Annotated in this window: 18 protein-coding genes; 12 read left to right on the forward strand and 6 right to left on the reverse strand. The window is 33.7% G+C overall.

Annotation, left to right across the window (positions count from 1 at the left end):
• Positions 1-9 precede the first annotated feature (9 nt).
• Positions 10-3,075: a SusC/RagA family TonB-linked outer membrane protein gene (locus tag GQR98_RS02345; RefSeq protein WP_159018113.1), complete on the reverse strand. Its 3,066-nt coding sequence runs from the start codon at positions 3,073-3,075 to the stop codon at positions 10-12.
• Positions 3,076-3,322: 247 nt separating this feature from the next.
• Between GQR98_RS02345 and GQR98_RS02350 the strand changes: the two genes are divergently transcribed.
• From GQR98_RS02350 to GQR98_RS02370, 5 genes are all read left to right on the forward strand, one after another.
• Complete coding sequence (locus GQR98_RS02350; protein WP_159018114.1) at positions 3,323-4,699, forward strand: DUF1080 domain-containing protein; 1,377 nt, start codon at positions 3,323-3,325, stop codon at positions 4,697-4,699.
• 25 nt (positions 4,700-4,724) lie between these two features.
• Positions 4,725-6,074, forward strand: a complete 1,350-nt coding sequence (locus GQR98_RS02355; protein ID WP_133968731.1) for a Gfo/Idh/MocA family protein — start codon at positions 4,725-4,727, stop codon at positions 6,072-6,074.
• An 88-nt stretch (positions 6,075-6,162) separates the two neighbouring features.
• Complete coding sequence (locus tag GQR98_RS02360) at positions 6,163-7,365, forward strand: Gfo/Idh/MocA family protein (protein WP_159018115.1); 1,203 nt, start codon at positions 6,163-6,165, stop codon at positions 7,363-7,365.
• Positions 7,358-9,196 (forward strand): alpha-L-rhamnosidase C-terminal domain-containing protein, encoded by a 1,839-nt coding sequence (locus GQR98_RS02365; protein ID WP_159018116.1) that lies wholly within the window; start codon positions 7,358-7,360, stop codon positions 9,194-9,196. Before GQR98_RS02360 ends, GQR98_RS02365 begins: the two co-directional genes overlap by 8 nt.
• A 7-nt stretch (positions 9,197-9,203) precedes the next feature.
• A complete protein-coding gene (locus tag GQR98_RS02370) occupies positions 9,204-10,736 on the forward strand; it encodes a sialate O-acetylesterase (RefSeq protein WP_159018117.1) in 1,533 nt (510 codons plus the stop codon).
• An 8-nt stretch (positions 10,737-10,744) separates the two neighbouring features.
• On the opposite strand, the gene GQR98_RS02375 is transcribed toward GQR98_RS02370, so the two are convergent.
• From GQR98_RS02375 to GQR98_RS02390, 4 genes are all read right to left on the reverse strand, one after another.
• Complete coding sequence (locus tag GQR98_RS02375; RefSeq protein ID WP_159018118.1) at positions 10,745-12,247, reverse strand: aminotransferase class V-fold PLP-dependent enzyme; 1,503 nt, start codon at positions 12,245-12,247, stop codon at positions 10,745-10,747.
• Positions 12,248-12,297: 50 nt separating this feature from the next.
• Positions 12,298-13,299, reverse strand: a complete 1,002-nt coding sequence (locus GQR98_RS02380; RefSeq protein WP_159018119.1) for a TlpA family protein disulfide reductase — start codon at positions 13,297-13,299, stop codon at positions 12,298-12,300.
• 3 nt (positions 13,300-13,302) lie between these two features.
• Positions 13,303-15,258, reverse strand: coding sequence for a protein-disulfide reductase DsbD family protein (locus GQR98_RS02385; RefSeq protein ID WP_159018120.1), 1,956 nt, complete (start codon positions 15,256-15,258; stop codon positions 13,303-13,305).
• A gap of 408 nt (positions 15,259-15,666) precedes the next feature.
• On the reverse strand, positions 15,667-16,005 hold the full coding sequence (locus tag GQR98_RS02390) for a DUF4870 domain-containing protein (protein WP_081958647.1): 339 nt from the start codon (positions 16,003-16,005) through the stop codon (positions 15,667-15,669).
• A gap of 171 nt (positions 16,006-16,176) precedes the next feature.
• Here GQR98_RS02390 and GQR98_RS02395 point away from each other — a divergent pair, with 171 nt between their 5' ends.
• The 5 genes from GQR98_RS02395 to GQR98_RS02415 all read left to right on the forward strand — a co-directional run bounded on the left by GQR98_RS02395 (position 16,177) and on the right by GQR98_RS02415 (position 20,216).
• Positions 16,177-16,941, forward strand: coding sequence for a DUF3108 domain-containing protein (locus tag GQR98_RS02395; RefSeq protein WP_159018121.1), 765 nt, complete (start codon positions 16,177-16,179; stop codon positions 16,939-16,941).
• A gap of 59 nt (positions 16,942-17,000) precedes the next feature.
• Positions 17,001-17,516 carry a hypothetical protein gene (locus GQR98_RS02400; RefSeq protein WP_199270258.1) on the forward strand — a complete coding sequence of 172 codons (516 nt, stop codon included), beginning with the start codon at positions 17,001-17,003 and terminating at the stop codon, positions 17,514-17,516.
• Between the two features lie 130 nt (positions 17,517-17,646).
• Complete coding sequence (locus GQR98_RS02405; RefSeq protein WP_074938536.1) at positions 17,647-18,651, forward strand: M28 family metallopeptidase; 1,005 nt, start codon at positions 17,647-17,649, stop codon at positions 18,649-18,651.
• Positions 18,652-18,674: 23 nt separating this feature from the next.
• Positions 18,675-19,076, forward strand: coding sequence for a UPF0158 family protein (locus GQR98_RS02410; RefSeq protein ID WP_159018122.1), 402 nt, complete (start codon positions 18,675-18,677; stop codon positions 19,074-19,076).
• 57 nt (positions 19,077-19,133) lie between these two features.
• A complete protein-coding gene (locus tag GQR98_RS02415) occupies positions 19,134-20,216 on the forward strand; it encodes a toxin-antitoxin system YwqK family antitoxin (protein ID WP_159018123.1) in 1,083 nt (360 codons plus the stop codon).
• Between the two features lie 47 nt (positions 20,217-20,263).
• Here the strand turns inward: GQR98_RS02415 and GQR98_RS02420 are convergent, their stop codons facing one another.
• On the reverse strand, positions 20,264-21,235 hold the full coding sequence (locus tag GQR98_RS02420) for an IS110 family transposase (RefSeq protein ID WP_159018124.1): 972 nt from the start codon (positions 21,233-21,235) through the stop codon (positions 20,264-20,266).
• Positions 21,236-21,631: 396 nt separating this feature from the next.
• Here GQR98_RS02420 and GQR98_RS02425 point away from each other — a divergent pair, with 396 nt between their 5' ends.
• Positions 21,632-21,988, forward strand: a complete 357-nt coding sequence (locus GQR98_RS02425; protein WP_159018125.1) for a transposase — start codon at positions 21,632-21,634, stop codon at positions 21,986-21,988.
• A 16-nt stretch (positions 21,989-22,004) separates the two neighbouring features.
• Positions 22,005-22,853, forward strand: coding sequence for an IS3 family transposase (locus GQR98_RS02430; protein WP_159021063.1), 849 nt, complete (start codon positions 22,005-22,007; stop codon positions 22,851-22,853).
• Positions 22,854-23,229: the final 376 nt, after the last annotated feature.

Consider the following 23,229-nt stretch of genomic DNA (forward strand, 5'->3'; position numbering starts at 1 on the left):
AATTTTAAATTAGTAAGATAACTTAAGTCCGAATAATATCGTTTTTGTTAAATAACCTGAATTATAAGAATTCTGTAATCCTGTTTCAGGATCTGGACCTTTATAATCTGTGAACACAAATGGGTTTTGTATATCTAAAGTTAATCTTAAACTAGACATTCTTAATTTTTCTAAAACATCATCAGTGAACTGATAGCCTAAACCGATATTACCGATTTTCACAAAACTTAAATCTTCGTAATACCATTCACCTGGGTGACCATATTCTGGCGCAGGATACTTAGCATCTGTATTATTAGGAGTCCAATAATCTAATTTTATCTTGTTAAATGTAGCATCATCGCCATTATACGGAGCAAAGTGAGAGTAAAACTCTGAGTGACCGAAAGAACCTTGTCTTGTATAAACCTGTACAGATAAGTCTAAGTTTTTATAAGTAAAGGTGTTCGTCATACCTCCAATCCAATCTGGAGATACTTGACCTAAAACCATTTTATCTTCAGCACCAATAGTACCACTATTATCAACATCTCTATATTTATATTGACCAGGAAAAGCACCATACACTGCAGCTGCTGCTGCTTCGTCTAATTGCCAAATACCATCTACTTGGTAGCTATAAATAGCATCTACAGGTTGGCCAACCTCAAGCACGCCATGAGTTCCGTAAGTTTCTTTATCTAAATCACCATCTAGCTCAAGGATCTGATTTTTATTTTTTGCAAAATTGATACTTGTAGACCATTTAAAATCTTTAGTTTTAACATTAACCGTATTTAAAGTAATCTCAATACCTTTGTTCTCTACCGAACCAAAATTTCCGGTTGCTGTTGAATACCCTGTAATATTCGATAATGTTTTATCTAATATAGCATCTATTGTTTTCTTTCTATAAAGCTCTAAACCTAAGGTTATTCTATTTTGTAAAACGCCTAAATTTAAACCTATATTCACCTCTTTAGAACGCTCCCATGTTAATTGATAGTTAGGTAAACCTGCTACATTAACACCATTAGTGTGCGTGTCTCCAAATACATAATCTGATCCTGATAAAAAGGCTAATGAGCTATATGAGCTTACCGGGCTATCATTACCAGATTCACCATAACTTAAACGCATTTTTAAATTACTTAACCAATCTACGTCTTGTAAAAACTCTTCATCACCAGCTTTCCATGCAAATGCTGCCGATGGGAAAAACGCCCATTTATTATTAACTGCTAATTTTGAAGACCCATCATAACGACCAGTGAAAGTAAATAAATACTTGTCGGCAATACTATAATTTAAACGACCTGCAAATGATGATAAAGTTTCTTTTCTATAGTTAGTATCGTAATCTCTAACATCTAATCCTGCTGCTGTATTATAAAATGAGTAAGAATCGGTATCAAAATCTCGTGTTTCAATATTACTCCACTCTAATTGATTGTAGTATACAGAAGAAATTAATGTTGCTTTTAAGTTTTGAGTTTCTGTTATGTCGAAATCAAAATTTACAATGTTATCCCATGTATAAGATGTTTTAAAAGAAGAATCATAATGAGATTGTATTCTGGCAGGTTCATTTCTTGCAGCTTTTGTATACAGACCTCTATATTCACCAAATCTAGTATTCTTAATATTTGGAGCAAATTGTGTTTTAAAACTTAACCATTCTGTTGGTGCGTAATTTAAAAATACATTAGCAATTACATCTAAAGACTTCGTATTCGTTTTCCAAGCACCTTGCGCATCGTAGTAAGGATTCGTAAAACGTCCATCTTGATCGTCTGGAAACAAAATTACATTTCCATCAGGATCGAAAGAATTAACTGTTGGAGCTAAACGCAATGTACTTCTAAATAATTCTCTACTTCCTTCTTCTCTTTCAGATAAAGCTAAATATGCTTTTACACCTGCTGTAAATTGATCAGATACTTTTTTAGTTATAGACGCACTCAAGTTGTAACGATCGTAACCTTCTATACCTACAACACCTTCATCACTTAAATACCCTATAGAACCGCTATAAGTTAAACCATTTTCACCACCAGACATACCTAAATTATGACTTGTTTGTATTCCCGCATGGCGGTAATCTCCAGCCCAATCTGTATATCTACCATTTGCAGCATTACTTGCTTCTTCATTGGTAGTTCTTAATTCTCTGCTTAAATCTACAGCAACATTATTATAATCTTCGACTGTTGGAACATTTCCGTTTTGAAAAAGACCTTTCCAAGCAGTACTTCTTAATGCTTTATCAACAAAATCTACATACTCATCACCATTATACATATCAGGCACATTAGTTGCAGAACGTACACCTAAAGTAGCCTCGTAAGTAAATACAGTTTTTCCTTCGATACCATTTTTAGTTGTAATAATCACAACACCATTAGCACCTCTTGCACCATATATTGCTGTTGCAGAAGCATCCTTTAAAACATCCATTTGTTGAATATCGGCTGGATTTAAAATATTAATATCATCGAAAAAGATACCATCTACTACATATAAAGGCTTAGAAAGATCATCTGCAGCACTATCACTAACACCATCACGACCTCCATCGGTATTTTTAATTACTGTATTCCCTCTAATATCAATAGATAATGGAGCTCCTGGCTTGTTACTTAAAGTTCTAACATCTACACCCGCAATTCTACCTTGCATGGCCTGACCAATATCTGTTTTCTTTTGCTCTGTAAGCGCTTTAGTATCTAAAGACTCAACAGCTCCCGTTAAATCGGTACGTTTTACAGATCCATATCCAATAACAACTACTTCATCAAGTTGAGCAGCGTCTTCTTCTAACTTCACATTTAATGATCCTTGTCCTTTATAAGTAAGTTCTTTTGTTACAAACCCAATAAAAGAGAAAGTAATTACATCTCCACTTTTCGCATTAAGTTGAAAATTCCCATCGAAATCTGTGGCGGCTCCATTCGATGTTCCTTTTATAATGACGTTCACTCCCGGAATAGGCACATTTTGACCATCGGTTACTACGCCTGACACTTTTGATTGCGACCAAGAGGCACTCGCATAACCTATCAATAAGGTTACTAATAAGAGTTTTAGTTTTTCCATATTATTATTTAGTATTAGTTATACCGCTAATTTATAGTTAAACATTTGTTAATAGATGGACTTATTGATCCAAATTATGGATACAATCATCAAATAAAAAAGAAGTTAAAACTTAACAATCCCAATATATACGGGAGACAAAACATGTTTTAATATGGTCAATTCGTCCATTAGGCTGAATAAAGTGTCCATTTAACATTAATGAAAAAAAGGTATCTTAGTAGAATAATAACCAAGCTTAATTAAAATGAAAAAGACCCTTTTTTATAGCAAAGTATTTCTTGTTGCTATAGTATCTGTATTATTTAGTTGTAAAGAAACGCCAAAAGACACCACACCTTGGCAACCCTTATTTGATGGAGAAACCCTTAACGGCTGGCATCAATTAGGAGGTACAGCAACATATACAGTTCGCGACCAAACTATTGTTGGAACTACGGTACATAACACGCCAAATTCTTTTTTAACTTCAGATAAAATGTATGGAGATTTTATTCTTGAATTGGATTACAAAGTAGATTCTACAATGAATTCTGGAATTCAAATTAGAAGTAATAGCATACCTACTTATAGAGACGGACGCGTTCATGGCTATCAAGTTGAAATCGATCCTTCTAAAAGAGCTTGGAGTGCTGGTATTTACGACGAGTCTCGTCGTGGCTGGTTAAACAATATGGAAAACAACCCTGAAGCTCAAAAAGCTTTCAAACAAAACGACTGGAATCACTACCGTATTGAAGCTATTGGTGATACTTTAAAAACATGGATAAACGATGTTCCTGCATCTTATTTAATAGATGATAAAACAGCAAGCGGATTTATTTGCTTACAAGTACATGGCATTCATGCTGATAAAAAGGAAGGCACAGAAATTGTTTGGAAAAACATTAAAATATTAACTGATAACCTTAGTGAGTATTCTAAAAAATCTTCTCTAGAACCTATTGTTACTAAAAACAAACTAACTATAGATGAAAAGAAAAAAGGATGGAAATTACTTTGGGATGGAAAAACTACTAACGGATGGCGCGGTGCCAAACTTGAAGAATTTCCTGAAAATGGTTGGCAAATTGAAGATGGCGTTTTAAGTGTATTATCTTCTGGAGGTGCCGAATCTAATGCTGGTGGCGATATTGTAACCACAGAACAATTTGGGGATTTTGAATTAACAGTAGATTTTAAATTAACACCTGGTGCAAACAGTGGTATTAAATATTATGTAGACACTAACATGAATAAAGGTGCAGGTTCTTCAATTGGTTTAGAATATCAAATTTTAGACGATGCTTTACATCCTGATGCTAAATTAGGCAATCATGATGGTAGTAGAACCGTAAGTTCTTTATACGATTTAATTCAAGCAGACGTAAACAAACCTATTCACGCAATTGGCGAATGGAATACAGCATATATTATTTCTAAAAACAACCACGTAGAACATTGGTTAAACGGAACAAAGGTTTTAGAATACGAAAGAAAAAGCGATGACTACAAAAAGTTAGTATCGGAAAGTAAATATGCCAAATGGCCTAATTTTGGCGAGTTAGATAAAGGAGAAATATTACTTCAGGATCACGGAGATTTAGTATCCTTTAAAAATGTAAAAATTCGTCCTATCAACTAAATTTAAACCACCACAACAAAACATTATGAGTTCTAATAGAAGAGATTTCTTAAAAAAAACAGCTTTAGGTGCCGTTGGAGTAACATTGGCCTCTAACAGTATAAATGCCATGTCGGCAAAAAGTTATTCAAAAATCATTGGTTCTAACGACCGTATCAATGTAGCGATACAAGGTTTAGGCCGTCGCTATGGCGCATACATGTCTGCCATTGCAGATAAAAATAATAATATTGAGTTGAGCTATTTATGCGATGTCATGAAAAGCCAACGTGATAAAGCAGCCATTGAAGTATCAAAAAAACTAGGTAAAACACCTAAATTAGAAAACGACATTCGTAAAATTCTAAACGATAAAGATGTAGATGCTGTTTTTATGGCCACTCCAGATCACTGGCACGCACCTGGTGCTTGTATGGCTATGCAAGCAGGTAAAGATGTTTACTTAGAAAAGCCTTGTAGTCACAACCCAAAAGAGGGTGAGTTACTTGTTGCTTATCAGCAAAAATATAATAAAATTGTGCAAATGGGGAACCAACAACGTTCGTCTTCACAATCACAAGAAGTCATAAAAGCCATTCACGAAGGTGTTATTGGCGATGTGTATAATGCCATTGCTTTTTACACAAGTAAACGTGGGCCAGTACCTCATCAGAAAAAAACGGCTCCACCAGAAGGTTTAGACTGGGATTTATTTCAAGGTCCAGCACCAAGAAGAGAGTATACAGATGATACGTGGAACTACAACTGGCACTGGTACGGTTGGGATTATGGAACTGCAGAAATGGGAAATAATGCCACACACGAACTAGATATTGCACGTTGGGCACTAGATGTTAAGTACCCAGAGCATGTAGATGTAAAATCTGGTAAATTCCATTATAAAGATGATGGTTGGGAAATGTACGACACTATGGAAGCTACATTTCGTTTCGCTGGCAATCGTTCTATTCAATGGGATGGCCGCAGTAGAAATGGTTACGACAAATACGGCGCAGGTCGAGGTACACTAGTTTACGGTTCTAACGGTTCTGCTTTTATAGATCGTGATGGTTATAAACTATTTGATATCAAAGGAAAAGAGCAAAAAAACAATATTGTAACAGGTATAGAAGATGGAAACGCACTAGGTGGTGGTGGACAACTTTCTAAAGCACATACGGTTAACTTTTTTGATGCCATTAGAGGTAAAGCCCCATTAACATCACCTATAGAGCAAGGCGCTATTAGCCAGATGTTAACGCACTATGCAAATATTGCACATAGAATTGATGATGCTTTTGAAGTTGATGAAACTACCGGACGTATTTATAATAGAGAAGCTATGAAACTTTGGTCTAGAACTTACGAACCAGGTTGGGATATTAAACCAGTTTAATTAAAAAAATAAAACCTCGGGATTCATGTCTCGAGGTTTCTGCTTAAATTACCATTCCTGTGAAAACAGGAATTAAAAAAATATTGAAATGAAAAGAAGAGATTTTATAATCAAAGGTGCAATGGCTTCTGCTGCAGTTACTACCTCGGCCGCAGCAATGACCAATGTATTTGATTTTAAACACGCAAACGACACTTTAAACATAGGGATTATTGGCACCGGAGATCGAGGCACTGGTCTTTCGGCTAACATTAATTCTATCAAGAATTTTAATATCCTTGGCTGCTGTGACACCTTGCCTTTTAGATTAGAAAATGGTTTAAAAGCTGCAAAAGGAATAGCTAAGGGTTACACCGATTATCGTAAACTTTTAGATAACAAAGATATTGATGCTATTTTGGTTTCTACTCCATTTAGCACACATTCCAAAATTGCTATGGATGCTTTAGATGCGGGCAAACATGTGTATTGCGAGAAAACCATGGCCAAAGGTTTTGGAGGCATTCAAGATTTGGTTAATAAAGTCGATCAATCCAATCACGTATTTCAAACGGGACATCAATACCACAGCTCTAGACTTTACACCCATGTTGTAGATTTAATAAAAGCAGGTAAAATAGGAAAGGTTTCTGCTTTTGAATGCCAATGGAACCGACACGGAAACTGGAGACGCCCTGTACCAAGTCCAGAATTAGAAAAACAAATTAACTGGCGTATGTATCGCGAGTTTTCTGGTGGTTTAGTAGCCGAGCTCTGCTCGCATCAAATAGATTTCGCTAACTGGGTTTTAGGTGAAACACCAAACCAAGTTATGGGTACTGGTGGTGTAGATTACTATAAAGATGGTAGAGAAACTTACGATAATATTCATTTAATATATAATTACCCAAGCGGTGTAAAAGCTAAATTTACTTGCCTTACCAGCAATGCTAAAGATGGTTACCAAATAAAAGTAATGGGCGATAAAGGCACCATTATTTTAAGCTACACCAAAGCATGGTTTTTCCCAGAAGGTGGTAAGAAAAAAGAATTAGGTATTGTAGATGGCGTATCTGGCGCAACTGTAAAATGGGAAAAAGGATTAGGAATTCCTATTACTGTAGATCATAAAGAGCCTAGTTTACAAGCTTTAATCGATTTTAAATATAGTATTACAAACAACAGCAAACCTATTTCAGATATTAAAACAGGTGCCAATACGGCTATTTGCGTTCAAATGGGCTTAGAAGCCATGTACACCAATTCAATTGTTAAACAAGAAAACTTTAAAGATTTCAAATTTTATGAATAAATATATTTTACTCTTTTTCACTTTAATTACATTTTCAAGCTTAAGCGCTCAAACTTCTACTAAAGATCTCGATTTAGAGACGACTTTAATTGAACCACAACGGATTATTAAAATCAGTGATTCGCACTATTTTATTGACTTCGGAAAGGCCTTTTTTGGAAATGTAGAAATTACATCAAACGTGAATCAAAATGATTCTTTAATTATTCATTTAGGTGAAAAATTAGATGGCGAACTTCATATTGATAGAGATCCCGGAAAAAACATTCGTTACAGAACCTCGAAGTTAAACACATTAGTAGCAAACCAAACTGTAACTCCAGAAATACAAGCGTATAAAAGAAATACAACAGGTGCTGCAATTATGTTACCAGAAGATATTGGAGCTATTATTCCATTTCGTTATTGCGAAATTGAAAATCTAAAAATCCCTATTGAGTCTATTAAAATTAAGCAAAAAGCACTTCATTTTAAATTTAATGATGATGCCAGCGCTTTTTCTTCATCAGACCCTATTATGGATTCTATTTGGGAACTTTGTAAACACACTATAAAAGCTACGAGCTTTACCGGGTATTATGTTGATGGAGATCGTGAGCGTATTCCTTACGAGGCCGATGCTTATATCAATCAACTAAGTCATTATAGTGTGGATAACGAGTATTCGATGGCGCGCCGCACAAATGCTTATTTTATAGACAATCCGACTTGGCCAACCGAATGGCTGTTACACACTGTACTTATGTTTCATGCCGATTACATGTACACGGGAGATATTGAGCCACTTAAACAAAACTACGAGAACTTAAAGCTTAAAACTTTAATGGATTTAGAACGTACCGATGGTTTAATAAGTTCTAAATCGCCCAACCTAACCAAAGATTTAATGTCGAAATTAGGTTTCAAAAAAGCAAATGATAAGCTTAAAGATATTATAGATTGGCCACCTGCACAAAAAGATACCGGTTGGAAACTTGCAACACCAGAAGGCGAACGCGATGGTTACGAAATTGTAGATGTAAATACTGCTGTAAATGCGTTTTACTATTACAATTTAAAGTTAATGACTGAAATTGCAACAGTACTTAATAAAACTGAAGATGCTGAATTCTATAAGAAGAAAGCCAAACTTGTAAAAGCAACCATAAACAGCAAACTATTCGATGCTGAAAAAGGTTATTATATCGACGGTGAAGGCTCTACACACTCGGCTTTACACGCCAACATGTTACCCTTAGCTTTCGATTTAGTGCCAGAAGAACACGTAGCAACAGTTGCTGAGTTTGTAAAATCTCGCGGTATGGCTTGTAGCGTTTATGGTGCTCAATATCTATTAGAAGGTTTATACAAAAATAACGAAGCCGAATACGCATCGAGTTTAATATCAAACACTGAAGGCGATAGAAACTGGTGGAACATGATACAAGTAGGTTCTACAATGACTTTGGAAGCTTGGGATGTAAAATACAAACCCAATGCCGATTGGAATCACGCTTGGGGAACTGCACCGCTAAATGCTATTACAAGATACATGTGGGGTATTAAACCAAAAACGGCTGGTTTTAAAATTGCTGAAATTAATCCACAATTAGCAGGCTTAACTTTTACATCTATTAAAGTACCTACCAAACAAGGTTTTATTTTAGCTGAATACAAACAAGAATCTAACAAAAATGATGTTTATACCGTGACGATTCCGGAAAATATGACGGCAGAATTCACACTTCCTAAAAACTTCAAAAAGGTTACTTTAGATAACAAAAAAGTAAAAGGAAAATCTTTATTTTTAACACTTGAAAGCGGAACGCATCATATAAACATAGTTTACTAAGCATCTTATGAAATTAAAAAAACATCTATTTATTCCTTTTTTATTATTAGCCTTTTTTCAATTTACAATAAGCTTTTCGCAAGAGTTAAAACCTGCTAGTTTATTTTCAGATGGTATGGTTTTACAACGCGACATTCCAGTTCCTGTTTGGGGTACAGCAAAACCTAATTCCAAAATTACGGTAACTTTTGCTAACCAAAAACAGAAAACAAAAGCTGATAATAACGGAAAATGGATGCTAAAATTAGATCCGTTAAAAGCATCTAAAATCGCTAGAGACTTAGTAATCTCTGGTGATTCTAAAATAATTATATCTAACATTTTAGTTGGAGAAGTATGGATTTGCTCAGGCCAATCTAACATGCAGTTTAATGTGAATAATGTTCCTGAAATAAAATCACTTATTCCGTTTACAAAAAACATCAGAACCTTTCAGGTAAAAAATATAGTATCATTAAAAGAACAAGACGACGTTACCGGCCATTGGGAAGAAACAAACCCAAGTAGCGCTATTGCTTTTGGTTTTGCTTACTTTTTAGAAAGTATTGGTGATGTGCCTGTTGGAATAATTTTATCGTCTTGGGGAAGTTCTTCTCTGGAAGCTTGGATGCCAAGAAGCATGACCGAAGAATTACCGTATTTCAAAACCATAATGAACGATTTTGATAAAGATACAGTAACTCAAAACAGACTTAACAAAGCTATAAACTCACCAAAAGGCTGGAATATTAAAGAAGATATTTTTATGAGACGCCAACCTAATGTGGTGTATAATGCCATGATGAAACCTCTAGCGCCTTACGCATGTCGTGGACTCGTTTGGTATCAAGGTGAGCGTAACACACGTTATATTTCGGGTGTACCAGAAGTTACCGAAGCCCATTGGTTTCATAAGGTTGCTGGTATGAAAGAGTATGGCGATATTTTAAAACTTTGGATTCAGAATTACAGAAAAACATGGCAAAACGATAACATGCACTTCGCTGTAGTAATGCTGCCAGGTTATGGAAAAGGGACACATGCTAATCCAAATATTGATTCTAAAAGTCCTACTGCAGAATCTTGGGCATGGATGCGCGAATCTCAATTAAAAGCTTTAGAATTACCAAATACGAGTGTAACAAACACCATAGATTTAGGTAGTGAAACCAATATTCATCCTACGGATAAATTTCCTATTGGCCAACGTTTAGCACTTTCCGCAGCTAAACATACATTAAATCAAAATATAGTTGCAGAAGGCCCTATTTTAGATAAAGTTGAAATAGAAAACAATGGCTTAATAGTTTATTTTAAAAATAGTAAAGGTTTAAGAACCAACAACAGAAAAGCACCTGAAGGTTTTTGGATTGCAGACGAATCGTTAAACTGGAAAATGGCAGACGCTAAAATAGAAGGTGAAACCGTTATTCTTCAAAATAAAGACATTAAGAATCCTGAATTTATAAGATATGCTTTCGCAGGAAAACCAGATGTAAACTTAGTAAATGGCGCTAACTTACCAGCTTATCCATTTAGAACAGATGTTGATGGAAAATAATTATAGTTCTAAAACCAATTTTCGATAATTGTTTTTTCAGTATTTGGACTTGCTTTATGAATAAACTCATTTTTAATGGCATTATACTCATAATCTTTACTCCAATTCTCATGGTTTTTCGAAACCTGATCAATAGCATCGCAAATAAAAATAACCTCAGCGTTTGTTAAGGTTGGATGGATAGAGATTCTAATCCAACCTGGACGCTCCATTAAACAGCCTTCCAAAATTTTTACTTCTATAGATTTTGATGTGCTTTCATCTACATTTAATAAATAATGCCCATAAGTTCCGGCACAGGAGCAACCTCCCCTAGTTTGCACACCAAAGCGATCGTTTAAAAGTTTTACAATTAAATTATAGTGTGCCTTTTCAATATAAAAAGAAAACACCCCTAACCTATCGGTATGTTCTGGCGCAAGAATTTTCAGGTTTTCTATAGAAGAAAGCTTATCGAAAATTATAGCATTAAGTTCATGCTCGCGATCCAAAATATTTTGAACACCCATTTTTTCCTTCAACTGAATAGAAAACGCAATTTTTATGGTTTGTAAAAAACCAGGAGTTCCTCCATCTTCTCGCGTTTCTATATCGTCAATATAATCATGATCGCCCCAAGGATTGGTATAACTTACCGTTCCTCCACCTGGATTATCTGGCACTAAATTTTTATAAAGTTTTTTATTGAAAACCAATACTCCTGAAGTTCCTGGGCCACCCAGAAATTTATGAGGAGAAAAGGTAATGGCATCTAGATATTGTTCCTCATCTTCAGGATGCATATCGATATCAACATAAGGCGCCGAACATGCAAAATCTACAAAGCATAGCCCATTGTTTTGATGCATAATTTTAGCAACATCGTAATACGGAGTTCGTATACCTGTAACATTAGAACACCCCGTAATAGCTGCAATTTTTACGGGAACACGGCTATATTCTACCAACAACTTCTTTAAGCCCTCTAAACATGGTAATCCGTTGACATTAGAAGGAATTACTTTTACACAAGCAATTGTTTCTAACCATGAGGTTTGATTAGAATGATGCTCCATATGCGACACAAAAATTATTGGTCGTTTTTCTTCTGGAACTTCCGTACTATCCTTTAAATTCTCGTTTAATTTAATTCCTAAAATACGCTGAAACTTATTGATTGCACCGGTCATTCCCGTTCCAACCGTAATCAAAACATCGTCTTTAGAGGCATTAACATGCTTTTTTATGATAGCTCTAGCATCGTGATAAGCATGCGTCATTACGCTACCTGTTATAGAGGTTTCAGTATGTGTGTTCGCCACAAAAGGTCCAATATCATTTAATAATTTTTCTTCAATAGGTCGGTATAATCGTCCGCTTGCTGTCCAATCGGCATAAATTATTTTTTTCTTACCGTAAGGGGATTCAAAATGCAAATCGACACCAACAACGTTATTTCTAAATTGCTCAAAATATGCTTCTAAATTACTGTGTTGATTTTTGATTTTGGAAACACTTTTTAAGACACCCATTACTGAAAATTAAAAATGATTTATATTGAAATACTTTAAACTCTAGAAATTTATATATCTAAAGAATTAAACAATGTTTTTAATTGTGGATTCGATGGTCTTGGCGCATCGGCCTTAACAACGTTACCTTGTGGATCGATTAATATAAACCTAGGAATACCCGTTACATTATAAGCTGTTACAAAAGAGCGATCTTCTTTAGCAAATAACTGCACACCACCTAACTGTTTTTCTTCAATCATAGTACGCCATTTGCTATGTGCTTTTTCATCATCTACAGAAATGCTTACAAATTCAATATTTTTACCATGATATTCTTTTTCAACAGCTTTTAGCGATGGAATTTCAGCTAAACAAGGTCCGCACCATGTTGCCCATAAATCGATATAAACATATTTTCCTTTTAAATCATCTAAAGATGTGCTACCACCATTGTAGTTTTCGTAATCTACAAATTTTGGAGAAGCTTTACCATTTAAACTCATTAAGCCTTGTTTTTGCTTATACATACTATGCAATTGTTTTTCTAAACTTATCGCATCGTTTTGCTCACTTACCACAAATAACGAATCTAAATCTCCTGCTTTATCAAGTAAATCTTTAAACGTTTTATTGCTTTCTTTCACTTTTTCATTAAAGGCAGTTTCATCTAACTCAAACCAAGTTTCAATATCAAAAACCTCTTCCATAAGCAATGCCTTTTCAGCTAAATAATTACTGGCCTCTGCTCCTGTTCCTTCAAATTTAATAGTTTCATCAAAAGCTTTAGTATCTAACTTCATCTTTAAATCGTAACCATTTTTCAAATATACACGTGCTTGTTCTGCTCCATCATAAACTAAGAACACACCAGGCTCTACTTTTAAAGTATCAGAGAATGTTCCGTCGGCTTTCACCTGAATAATTTTTGAAACCGTACGACTTCTTACTAATAAAGAATCGGAATTTTGATTTGCAATTGTTCCAGAAAATGTAACATAATCTTTTGGCGCTTCTTCTTTACATGCTGTAAATACTAAACCTATTAATAATACGTAAATAAAATTCTTCATCTGTTATTTTTTAAATTTTGAAATTCCTGTTTTTAGCCAGTTATGATAATCTTCTACATTTGGTGTATAACTTACTGGATCTAATAAATTGTCTTCATTATGATCCATTAACACGTAAAAAGGCTGTGTATTGGCTTTGTATTTTATAGTTTGTAGTTCGCTCCATTTCTGGCCAATGTATTTTAATTTTTTGCCCGGTTTTAATTTTGAATCAACCACATCTCCAGCTTCTAACGGACGTTTATCATCAACATATAACGATATTAATACCACATCGTTTTTTAAAATATTTAAAATCTCTGGTTTTGGCCAAACGTTTTGTTCCATTTTTCGGCAATTTACACAAGCCCAACCTGTAAAATCTATCATTACTGGTTTCCCTACTTTTTTAGCATAAGCCAAACCGGTATCATAATCATTAAAAGCTAAAATATCGTGTGGCGCTAATAAATGTGCTCCTTCTGGCAAATCTCCATGATCGTTAAGCGCGGAAGATCCGGTACCCAACCTTGTATAACCAACACCATACGGCGATTCGCTATAATCTTGTGGTGGAGGAAAAGCACTTATTAAATTTAATGGTGCGCCCCATAGTCCAGGAATCATATAAATAGTGAAGGTTAAAACCACTAAACCTAAACTCAATCTACCAACTGAAATGTGTGGTAATGGCGAATCGTGTGGTAATTGAATTTTCCCGAAAAGGTATAAGGCTAATGTTCCAAAAATAGCAATCCAAATAGCGATAAACACTTCGCGCTCTAATAAATGACCTTGCATTACTAAATCGGCTTGCGATAAAAATTTAAAGGCTAAAGCCAACTCCAGAAATCCTAAAACCACTTTTACGGTGTTTAACCAACCACCAGATTTTGGTAAAGAATTTAACCACCCCGGAAATGCTGCAAATAAAGCAAAAGGTAATGCAATGGCTAACGAGAACCCGAACATACCAATAACAGGAGCTAATCCTCCTTTCGAAGCAGAAAGCACAATTATGTTTCCAACAAATGGCCCCGTACAAGAGAACGACACAATAGCTAAAGCTAACGCCATAAAGAATATACCTATAAATCCACCTCGATCGGCTTGCGAATCTACTTTATTAGCCCAAGAATTTGGTAACATAATTTCGAAAGCTCCTAAAAATGATACTGCAAAAATTATTATTATGACAAAAAATATTAAGTTAAAAGCAACGCCTGTAGAAAATTCATTGATTGCGCTTGCTCCGAAAACACCAACTACCGCAGTTCCTAACAAAACATATATGACAATTATAGATATCCCGTAGAATAACGCATTCTTTATCCCTGCAGATTTAGTTTTACTCTGCTTAGTAAAAAAACTTACTGTCATCGGAATCAATGGAAACACACATGGCGTAAACAAAGCTATAAACCCAGCTCCAAACCCCAATATAAAAATTGTCCAAAGTCCTTGCTTAGAACTAGACTCGGTAGATTTAATAGCATTATCCTGAACGCTCTCTGCGGTTTTAGCAGCTGCATTTTCTGAAATTATAAAATTTAAATCGACTTCTGTTGGAGGCAAACAACGAGAATCGTCGCAAACCATAAATTCAACAAAAGCATTTATTGTAGAAATACCTTCGGTAACTTTTACTTTTTGCTTAAATTTTGCTGTTTTTTCAAAGAATTTAATTTCCATTTGAAAAACAGGGTCGTCAATAGTATGGCCTTCTTCTTCAAAAGTATTTCCTATTATTTTGAATTGTCCTTCGCTATCATCATAAGTAAACGTTGTTGGTATGGGACCATCTTGAGGTACCGTTTGAGAATACAAATGCCATCCACCGTCTATAGTTGCTTTGGAAATTAATTGATATTCGGTATCAGACAATTTTTCAACAGAAGTTTCCCATTTAACAGGCTCTAAAACCTGAGCTTGCCCAAATAAAAAGGATATTAGTGCTAAAAATAAAATTACGTTCTTCATTCCTCAAATTTATTATTAATTATGTAATAGTCTCTAGTTTTTGTATTTCTTTCAAAAAAGTATCAATATTAAACATCTACTTCGTTTTATACCGTACTATTTTTAAGCTACAAAAACTACATGTGCTATAATGACCAGAAAACACGTCATTACCCTTAGTTAAATTCTGTTAAAATTTAAAAATTGAGTTACATTAAGACATCATTACATCTATTTTCGGTCGAAATTTACAACATATTTTAAATGAAGTTTCAAAGATTATAAAACTTTAACACCCGCAACATCTAAACTCTGCCTTACATAGATTTTTATTAGTAAAACCAAGCTATAATTAAAACTTAAAACAAAAAAAACGTTCACTTAAACAGTGAACGTTTTAAAAGATCTCGAATTAAATAACTAATAAAATTAAGAGATAATATTGAATGTTAACGGATACGTTGGATTTTCGCCACGACTTGCTCTTAATGCATTTACTATTGGTAAAATAATTGAAAGAAGTCCTAATGCTGCAAAACCTAGTAAACCTAAGCCAAAGAACAGTATTAATGGCACGCAGATGATAAACCAAATAATAAGACTTAATTGGAAATTGATAATGCTTTTTCCATGGATATCCATTTGGTTTACTCGCCCTTTATTGGCTAGCCATAAAATTAATGGTAGTAATAAACTACCAAAGCCGGTTACTAAAGATATTAACTGACTTAAATGTGTAATAACTAATAATTGTTTATCGTTTCTCATGGTTTTTGATATATTTTGATTGATGTATTAATATGACGCCTAGGTCTTTAATTTGTTACATAGACTACCATTAATTATTTATAAATTAAATGCTCTAGAATATTTTTCATGTTGTATTTTTGGCACAATAAATGATTAATGCCACGTTATAACATAAAACCAAACACATATATGATGCGTTTTACCCTACTTATAGCTTTATTTTTTTCGGTTGCCTTACAAGCACAAAATAATGCCATTGCCCCAAATGAAAAATTAGTTTACACGGCCTCTTACAACATGTCTGGTATTCTAAACGATATCGCCCAAGTCACCATGTCTACAGCAAAAGTGAACACTTCTAAAGCCACACTAATGCGTTTAAAAGTTACAGCTTTAACCTATAGCAAATGGGATAACTTTTTTAAAATTAGAGATTTATACGAGAGTTATGTAAGTCCAAAAACATTAACACCTTATTTATACAAGCGTGATATTAATGAGGGCGGTTATTACAAAGCCATGAAATACACCTTTAGCCACAAAACCAATACGGTTAAAACGGTGCAAACCAAAAAGAATAATTACGTAGAAAACAAAACAGTTTCTATAAACAAAGGCACAAAAGATATTGTTTCTGCTTTATACTACATCCGTTTGTTCGATTATGCTAGCATGAGCAAAGGCAGCAGCAAGAGCTTAAATATTATTTTCGACAGAAAAGAATTTAACGGTAAAGTAACCTATTTGGGTAAAGAAACCATTTCTACAGCTATTGGTACTAAGGAATGCTACAAACTATCAATTGGTGCAGATAGCTCTAGTGGTTTACAAGGCTCTAGTAACTTTTTATGGTTAACAGCCGATGAAAATAAAATTCCGGTTTACGGAAAGTTTAAAATTCCTGTTGGAAATGGTGAGTTAAAAATAAAATCGGCTTCTGGTTTAAAAAACTAAACCCGATTTTTTTAATGACTAACTTTACAACTCCCTTTATTGAATAAAAACACAAACTCATGAAAAAGATTTTCACCATACTCGCCGTAATAGCATCTGTTTTTGCAATCATTTTTTCGGTATTACCAATTTCTAACTTAGCCATTATTCCTGCGGTAGCAGCGCTTATCTTTGGTTTAGTTGCGTTTTACTTATCTAAAAAAACAGGCGAAATAAAAAAAACCATTCAGTTTTCGTTTTTCTTAACCATTGCCGCTTTAGCTATTGTAACTTATAAATCTGTTTTTACAGCAACCGAAATTGCGAACACAGAGTTTATTGATGCCAAAGAAATGGAATCTGAAGAAGCTGCTTTAGACGATCTAGAAGACTTAGAAATAGAAGATCTAGAAATTGATGATGCTGATTTAGAGTTTGACACCTCAGAATTAGAAATTGACGCACAAGAATTGGAACTAGAAGCTCCTGCATTAGAGGTTGAACCAGAAGCTTTAGAAATTAACGAAGCCGATTTAGAAAGCTTTGATGAGAACATAGAAATAGACGAATCTGATTTAGAAGATATTGAATTCTAAAAAGTAACTCGTTTTATATTAAGCTTTTCCTTAAAACAGAAAGCATAACTACAGCCCAAGTTAAATTATTTAGCTTGGGCTGTGTTCATTTTTAATTTTGTAATATCTTAGCAGATAAATTCTATCTCCTATGAAAAATTACCTTCCACTATGCTTAGTGGCCTTTACATTAATGGCTTGCAGCAGTTCTCAAAACAAATCTAAAACCACTGCTAACGCCGAAACTTACGCTAAAACAATTACAGCTGCAGAATTAAAAGACATGCTTTACACCTATGCTTCTGATGATTTTGAAGGCAGAAAAACAGGCGAACCAGGCCAAAAGAAAGCCATTGAGTTTATCAAACAAGGTTACGTAGCAAACGGTATTCCTTCGCCTATTGCAGAAGGCGATTACTTTCAAGAAATTCCTGCTTCCTTTTTTAAAGGCGATACCAAAGCTTCAGAAAATGTATTAGCTTATATAAAAGGGTCGGAAAAGCCAGATGAAATTATTATTGTTTCGGCACATTTAGATCATATTGGAATCTCAAAAAATGGAGATATCAACAACGGAGCCGATGATGATGGTTCTGGAACGGTTGCCGTAATGGAAATTGCTGAAGCTTTTAAACAAGCTGCAGATAAAGGTTTTGGGCCAAAGCGTTCTATTTTGTTTTTACACGTTACAGGTGAAGAAATTGGACTATATGGCTCACGTTATTATGCAGACGAAGACCCTGTTTTCCCTTTAGCAAACACTGTAGCTAATTTAAATATTGATATGATTGGCCGTGTAGATCCTAAACACGAAAACAACGAGAACTACCTTTATTTAATTGGTGCAGATAAATTAAGTAAAGAATTGCACGAAATCTCAGAATCTATAAATAAACAATACACAAAAATAGATTTCGATTACACTTATAATGATGAAAACGACCCGAACCGTTTCTATTACAGATCGGATCATTATAACTTTGCTAAAAACAATATTCCTGTAATATTCTATTTTAATGGTACGCATGCCGATTACCATAAACCAAGTGATACTCCAGATAAAATTAGGTACGATTTATTAGAAACTCGTGCGAGACTTGTATTTTACACTGCTTGGGAACTTGCTAATCGCGATGAGCGCTTAAAACTAGATTAAATAAACTTATAAAATTTAAAAAAATGGGAGCCGCTGATCAATCTATTATAAAGAATATAGCCGAAGATTTAGACTGCGGCTGCACCTGTTTTTATAATATCAAAACTAAAGAAGTTATAGCCATTCCCAGTTTTATGGATGGTTTTGATGATTTCGATGATGATGAATTTAAACCACCCACTGGAGATGATTTTATCAAAATCAATCCCTTAGAAGGTTCCGACTCCTTTAAAATAATGGAATCATTTGTACAGCAACTTCCTAAAAACGCTTTGCAGCAAGAACTAGAACATACCTTACGCAACAAAAAGCCTTTTCAGAACTTCAAGTATTTAATTGAAACCTCAGAGTTTAGAACGTCTTGGTTTAACTTTAAGCAAGAAGAAGTTGAAAAACATGTGGCAATTCAATTGAATCAAGGTTGAGTGGAATTATTCTTATCCCGTAGTTGTGTGTAATTTAAAACAAGTAACCTACCAAAATTGAAAAATAAGCTCTTCATACTTTTTTTAATACTTTTTTACTCTTGTAAGGACAACCCAAATGATTCTAGATACAAGAATTCAGACTATGTTTTTTATGAGGAAAATGGTAAAAAAGGTTATTGGCAAAAAATAAGTAAAGACTCAGACTTTAAATACAAAAAAGGAATACTAAAATATTACTACGACAATGGAAACAGATTCGGAGAAATAGAAATATTGGATAGCTTACCAAACAGAATAGAAAAATTATTTGATAAAGAAACAGATACCTTAATAAAAACTGTTTGGAAAAAAAATAACGAGGAATACGAGCGGATTTATGAAAATGGATATTACAAGCATTTTTACTCTAACAAAGGAGAAATAGTAATCGAAGAAGGTTTAGTCGAAGATAATTTAGAGCAAGGTCTTTGGAAAAGGTATTGGAATACAGATGGTAACATTAAACAAACCATTAATTTAAAAGATGGAAAAAAAAATGGAGAAAGAGTAAATTATAGGAGAAACGGAAATAGAAAAGACTTATCAAATTGGGATATGGACAAACAAATAGGACAAGCAATTTTTTATTACGAAAATGGAAAAATAGAAGAAGAAAATCATACAAAAGATGGCCAATTTCATGGTTCAATGATAAAGTACTTTAAAAACACAAATGTCGAATCTGAAAGACAATATTGGAAAGGAGAACTCATTGATACTTGTAAAACTTATTACGAAAGTGGACAATTAAAACTTTTACAGTTTTTTGATTTAGATACCATCTCAATGAAAAAAAGCGGGAGTCAAATTAATTACTATCCAAGTGGCAAAATAGAAGCTGAAATCACTTATAATGATAACATTGCGAATCTTAAGAGATATTATGAAAGCGGAGAATTGGAAGAATTATCTACAAAGATTAATGGTAAACATGATGGTAAGGTAATTGCTTACCATGAAAATGGAAATAAAAAAATTATAGGAATAGCAAGTAAGGGTTACTATAATGGGGAATTTCAATTTTTTAATAAATCAGGAAAATTGGACAAAACTGTGAACTATGATTTAGGAGAACCTTTAGATTCTATAATGCATTAAAAACCACACACAACAAAGTACTGTGCTAAAAAACAAGTAAAATCTTATTAATTTTTCACTAGCGTACTTTTATATTCCTTGTCAAATATTAAACCCGATTTTGCAATAGCAAAAGCTTGTTTTAGTAGCTTATTACATACCGCTATTAATGCTAATTTTTTACTCTTTCCTTTTGCTACTAATCGTTCATAAATATCCCTGCATGCTTTGTTGTATTTACAAGCTGTAAAACTGCACATAAATAATAAATTCCTGAGTTTTTGATTGCCCATTTTACTAATGCGTGGTCGTCCTTTTATACTACTTCCACTTTGCCTAATCACTGGAGTTAATCCTGCGTAACTACATAATTCTGCTGCACTCGAAAAGCGTTCAAAACCACCTGTTAAAACGATTAACATAATAGATGTTTTTTTTCCGATTCCTGGTATGGTTTTTATTCGAGTAAATAAATCTTTATGAGCCTCTTTTACTAAAACTAGCAATAACTCTTCTAAGCTGGACATCTCTTTATCTAAATGTTTTAAACTACGCTTTAAAGATCTCACAATGGCTTTACTTGGCTCCCCTAAAACAGATTCACCATGAAGTTTATTCTTTATCATTGTTCGCTGTTTTGTATATACAGAAAGGGTTCTGGTAATTTGAAGACACTCCTGTACTTCCTTAGAACTACCTTTCCAAAGTTTTAACTCTACTTGCTCAGCATAAGAACATATAAGTTTTGAATCACTCTTATCGGTCTTAACCTTGGATAGTCGCATCTGGATAAATCGTTTTACAGACAACGGATTTTCTACTGAAACATTTAGACCTTCTTCAAACAAATAATAAGCCAATTGATAATGATAGTAACCTGTAGCTTCCATCACGCAATGACTCTGAGAATTTAAGAGTTTTCTAAAGGCTTTAAAGCCTGAAAACTTGTTTTTAAACTGATAATAATTACCATCTGAATCTGTGACATCAAAAACTAAATAACTAATGTCAATACCAAAATATTTAATATCTTTATTCATAACAAATTGTTTTTTTGAAAGGACATACTACGCGAGTTTCAACGACTTAAAATCGAGGTCTTAAAGCCTCACAGAACTGTTCGAAATCTGTGTAGAAAAGAGAGGGGATTTACAATGTTGACGAGATCTGAAGTCTCTCCGTATAAATTAACCTTATTCCTCTCTTTTGTGCTTTCTATTTTATATGTTTAAATTAGTCTTTTTTATTTAAATGCTAACTTAAGTTGTATAAAAATAATTGCTTGGTCATTGCTTACTCGGAAAATCCTGCGGATTTTCCTCTGGCTAGTTTTTGTTTGCTAAATTAGTAACTTAACCACGCAACTATTCTTATACGAAACCGTTGTAAGCAATATAATTAGCGTCCTGAATAAAGGCTACATAATTTTAAACATTATGTACAAAAATGACAAAGTAATTAGACGTTACAGCGAACCTTTTAAATTAAAAATCTTAGCCGAACTTACAACCGGAAAGCATACCAAGAGCGAACTTTGCAAGCTCTACTCTATTGCTCCTACAACGGTGAATGAATGGATTAAAAAGTACAATCGTAAAGACTTAATGAACACCAGGGTAAAAGTGGAAACAAAAGACGAAATATCAAGAATTAAAGGGTTGCAAAAAGAAATTGAGCAACTTAAAAAACTACTGATTAAAAAGGATCTTGATGCTATGGTATTGGATTCATACCTTGAAGTAGCAGCCGAAGATCTTGGCTACAATTCGGTTGCCGATCTAAAAAAAAACTAAATATAAAGCCTTAAACATAGCTAAAGAAAAATCTAAGGGATTTGCTTGCTTATCTACTATTTCTAGTTGTTTTGGATTAAAACGTGATGCTTATTATAAATATAAGCATAGAGCTGATAAACGTTTAAAACTAGAGCAACAAATAATAACTATTGTTAGAAAAAGACGTAAATCCCTTCCTAGAGAAGGTGTCCGCAAACTCGAAAAATCATTGAAAAACGATTTTATCAAAGCGAACTTAAAAGTTGGTAGAGATACTTTATTTAATACCCTTAGAAAACACCAAATGTTAACACTTAGAAAGAAAACCAGTGCTAGAACAACCAATTCGCATCACCGTTTTTATAAGTATAATAATATTATTAAAGATTTAAAGGTGACGAGAGCTAATCAAGTTTGGGTGAGTGATATAACTTACATTAGAACCGTAAAAGGTTTTTGCTACCTAGCTTTAATTACGGATATGTATTCTCGTAAAATCGTGGGTTATGACCTGAGTGATAGCTTAGAATTAAAAGGATGTGTAAGAGCGCTTAATAAGGCTATTTATCAAGCCAAAAATATCAATGGCCTTATTCATCACTCCGATAGAGGAATACAATATTGTAGTAATGTATACACTCAAATACTTAAAAAAAAGCATATAAATATTAGTATGACTGAAGAAAATCACTGTTACGAAAATGCTATAGCAGAACGTGTAAACGGCATCTTAAAAGATGAGTTTTATCTCGACCAAACCTTTGATAACGTCACTCATGCAAAGAGAGCTGCAAAAAATGCAATTAATTTATACAACGAAATAAGATTACACTTATCTTTAGATTATAAAACACCTAATATGGTATATCAATTATCAGCTTAAAATCAATTTTAACCTGTAGCCATATTTCAGGACAAGACATTTAAAATGACCATAATAAATTCAATGTTTTCAGTTTCATTAAGCTTAATTTCGTATTCATTAATCTGAATAGCGGAATAAAAACGCCTGAAATACAAAACAAAACTCTGACTGAAAAAATTGATTGCGGAATTGAAAGTGTAACTCTGAAAACGGAACGAATTGAAAAGAAACGCAAGTTTTTATTCTGGAATTTAAAACATAAAAAAGTAATCGTAACTGACCGAATTATTGACCAAAATGGAAATGAAATTTTTGAAAAAAAATCAATTTTCACAAGCTCAATGGATGCTTCTGACACAAGAAAATTTAATCGCATAAAAATTGTCGAAAATGA

This window comes from Algibacter sp. L3A6 (genome assembly GCF_009796825.1).
Lineage (GTDB): Bacteria > Bacteroidota > Bacteroidia > Flavobacteriales > Flavobacteriaceae > Algibacter.

Coding starts and splice junctions, on each gene's coding strand:
- GQR98_RS02385 (WP_159018120.1), bottom strand. CDS start 15,258: ATGAAGAACGTAATTTTATTTTTAGCACTAATATCCTTTTTATTTGGG.
- GQR98_RS02360 (WP_159018115.1), top strand. CDS start 6,163: ATGAAAAGAAGAGATTTTATAATCAAAGGTGCAATGGCTTCTGCTGCA.
- GQR98_RS02380 (WP_159018119.1), bottom strand. CDS start 13,299: ATGAAGAATTTTATTTACGTATTATTAATAGGTTTAGTATTTACAGCA.
- GQR98_RS02405 (WP_074938536.1), top strand. CDS start 17,647: ATGAAAAATTACCTTCCACTATGCTTAGTGGCCTTTACATTAATGGCT.
- GQR98_RS02365 (WP_159018116.1), top strand. CDS start 7,358: ATGAATAAATATATTTTACTCTTTTTCACTTTAATTACATTTTCAAGC.
- GQR98_RS02370 (WP_159018117.1), top strand. CDS start 9,204: ATGAAATTAAAAAAACATCTATTTATTCCTTTTTTATTATTAGCCTTT.
- GQR98_RS02420 (WP_159018124.1), bottom strand. CDS start 21,235: ATGAATAAAGATATTAAATATTTTGGTATTGACATTAGTTATTTAGTT.
- GQR98_RS02375 (WP_159018118.1), bottom strand. CDS start 12,247: ATGGGTGTCTTAAAAAGTGTTTCCAAAATCAAAAATCAACACAGTAAT.
- GQR98_RS02345 (WP_159018113.1), bottom strand. CDS start 3,075: ATGGAAAAACTAAAACTCTTATTAGTAACCTTATTGATAGGTTATGCG.
- GQR98_RS02410 (WP_159018122.1), top strand. CDS start 18,675: ATGGGAGCCGCTGATCAATCTATTATAAAGAATATAGCCGAAGATTTA.
- GQR98_RS02425 (WP_159018125.1), top strand. CDS start 21,632: ATGTACAAAAATGACAAAGTAATTAGACGTTACAGCGAACCTTTTAAA.
- GQR98_RS02355 (WP_133968731.1), top strand. CDS start 4,725: ATGAGTTCTAATAGAAGAGATTTCTTAAAAAAAACAGCTTTAGGTGCC.
- GQR98_RS02350 (WP_159018114.1), top strand. CDS start 3,323: ATGAAAAAGACCCTTTTTTATAGCAAAGTATTTCTTGTTGCTATAGTA.
- GQR98_RS02400 (WP_199270258.1), top strand. CDS start 17,001: ATGAAAAAGATTTTCACCATACTCGCCGTAATAGCATCTGTTTTTGCA.
- GQR98_RS02390 (WP_081958647.1), bottom strand. CDS start 16,005: ATGAGAAACGATAAACAATTATTAGTTATTACACATTTAAGTCAGTTA.
- GQR98_RS02395 (WP_159018121.1), top strand. CDS start 16,177: ATGATGCGTTTTACCCTACTTATAGCTTTATTTTTTTCGGTTGCCTTA.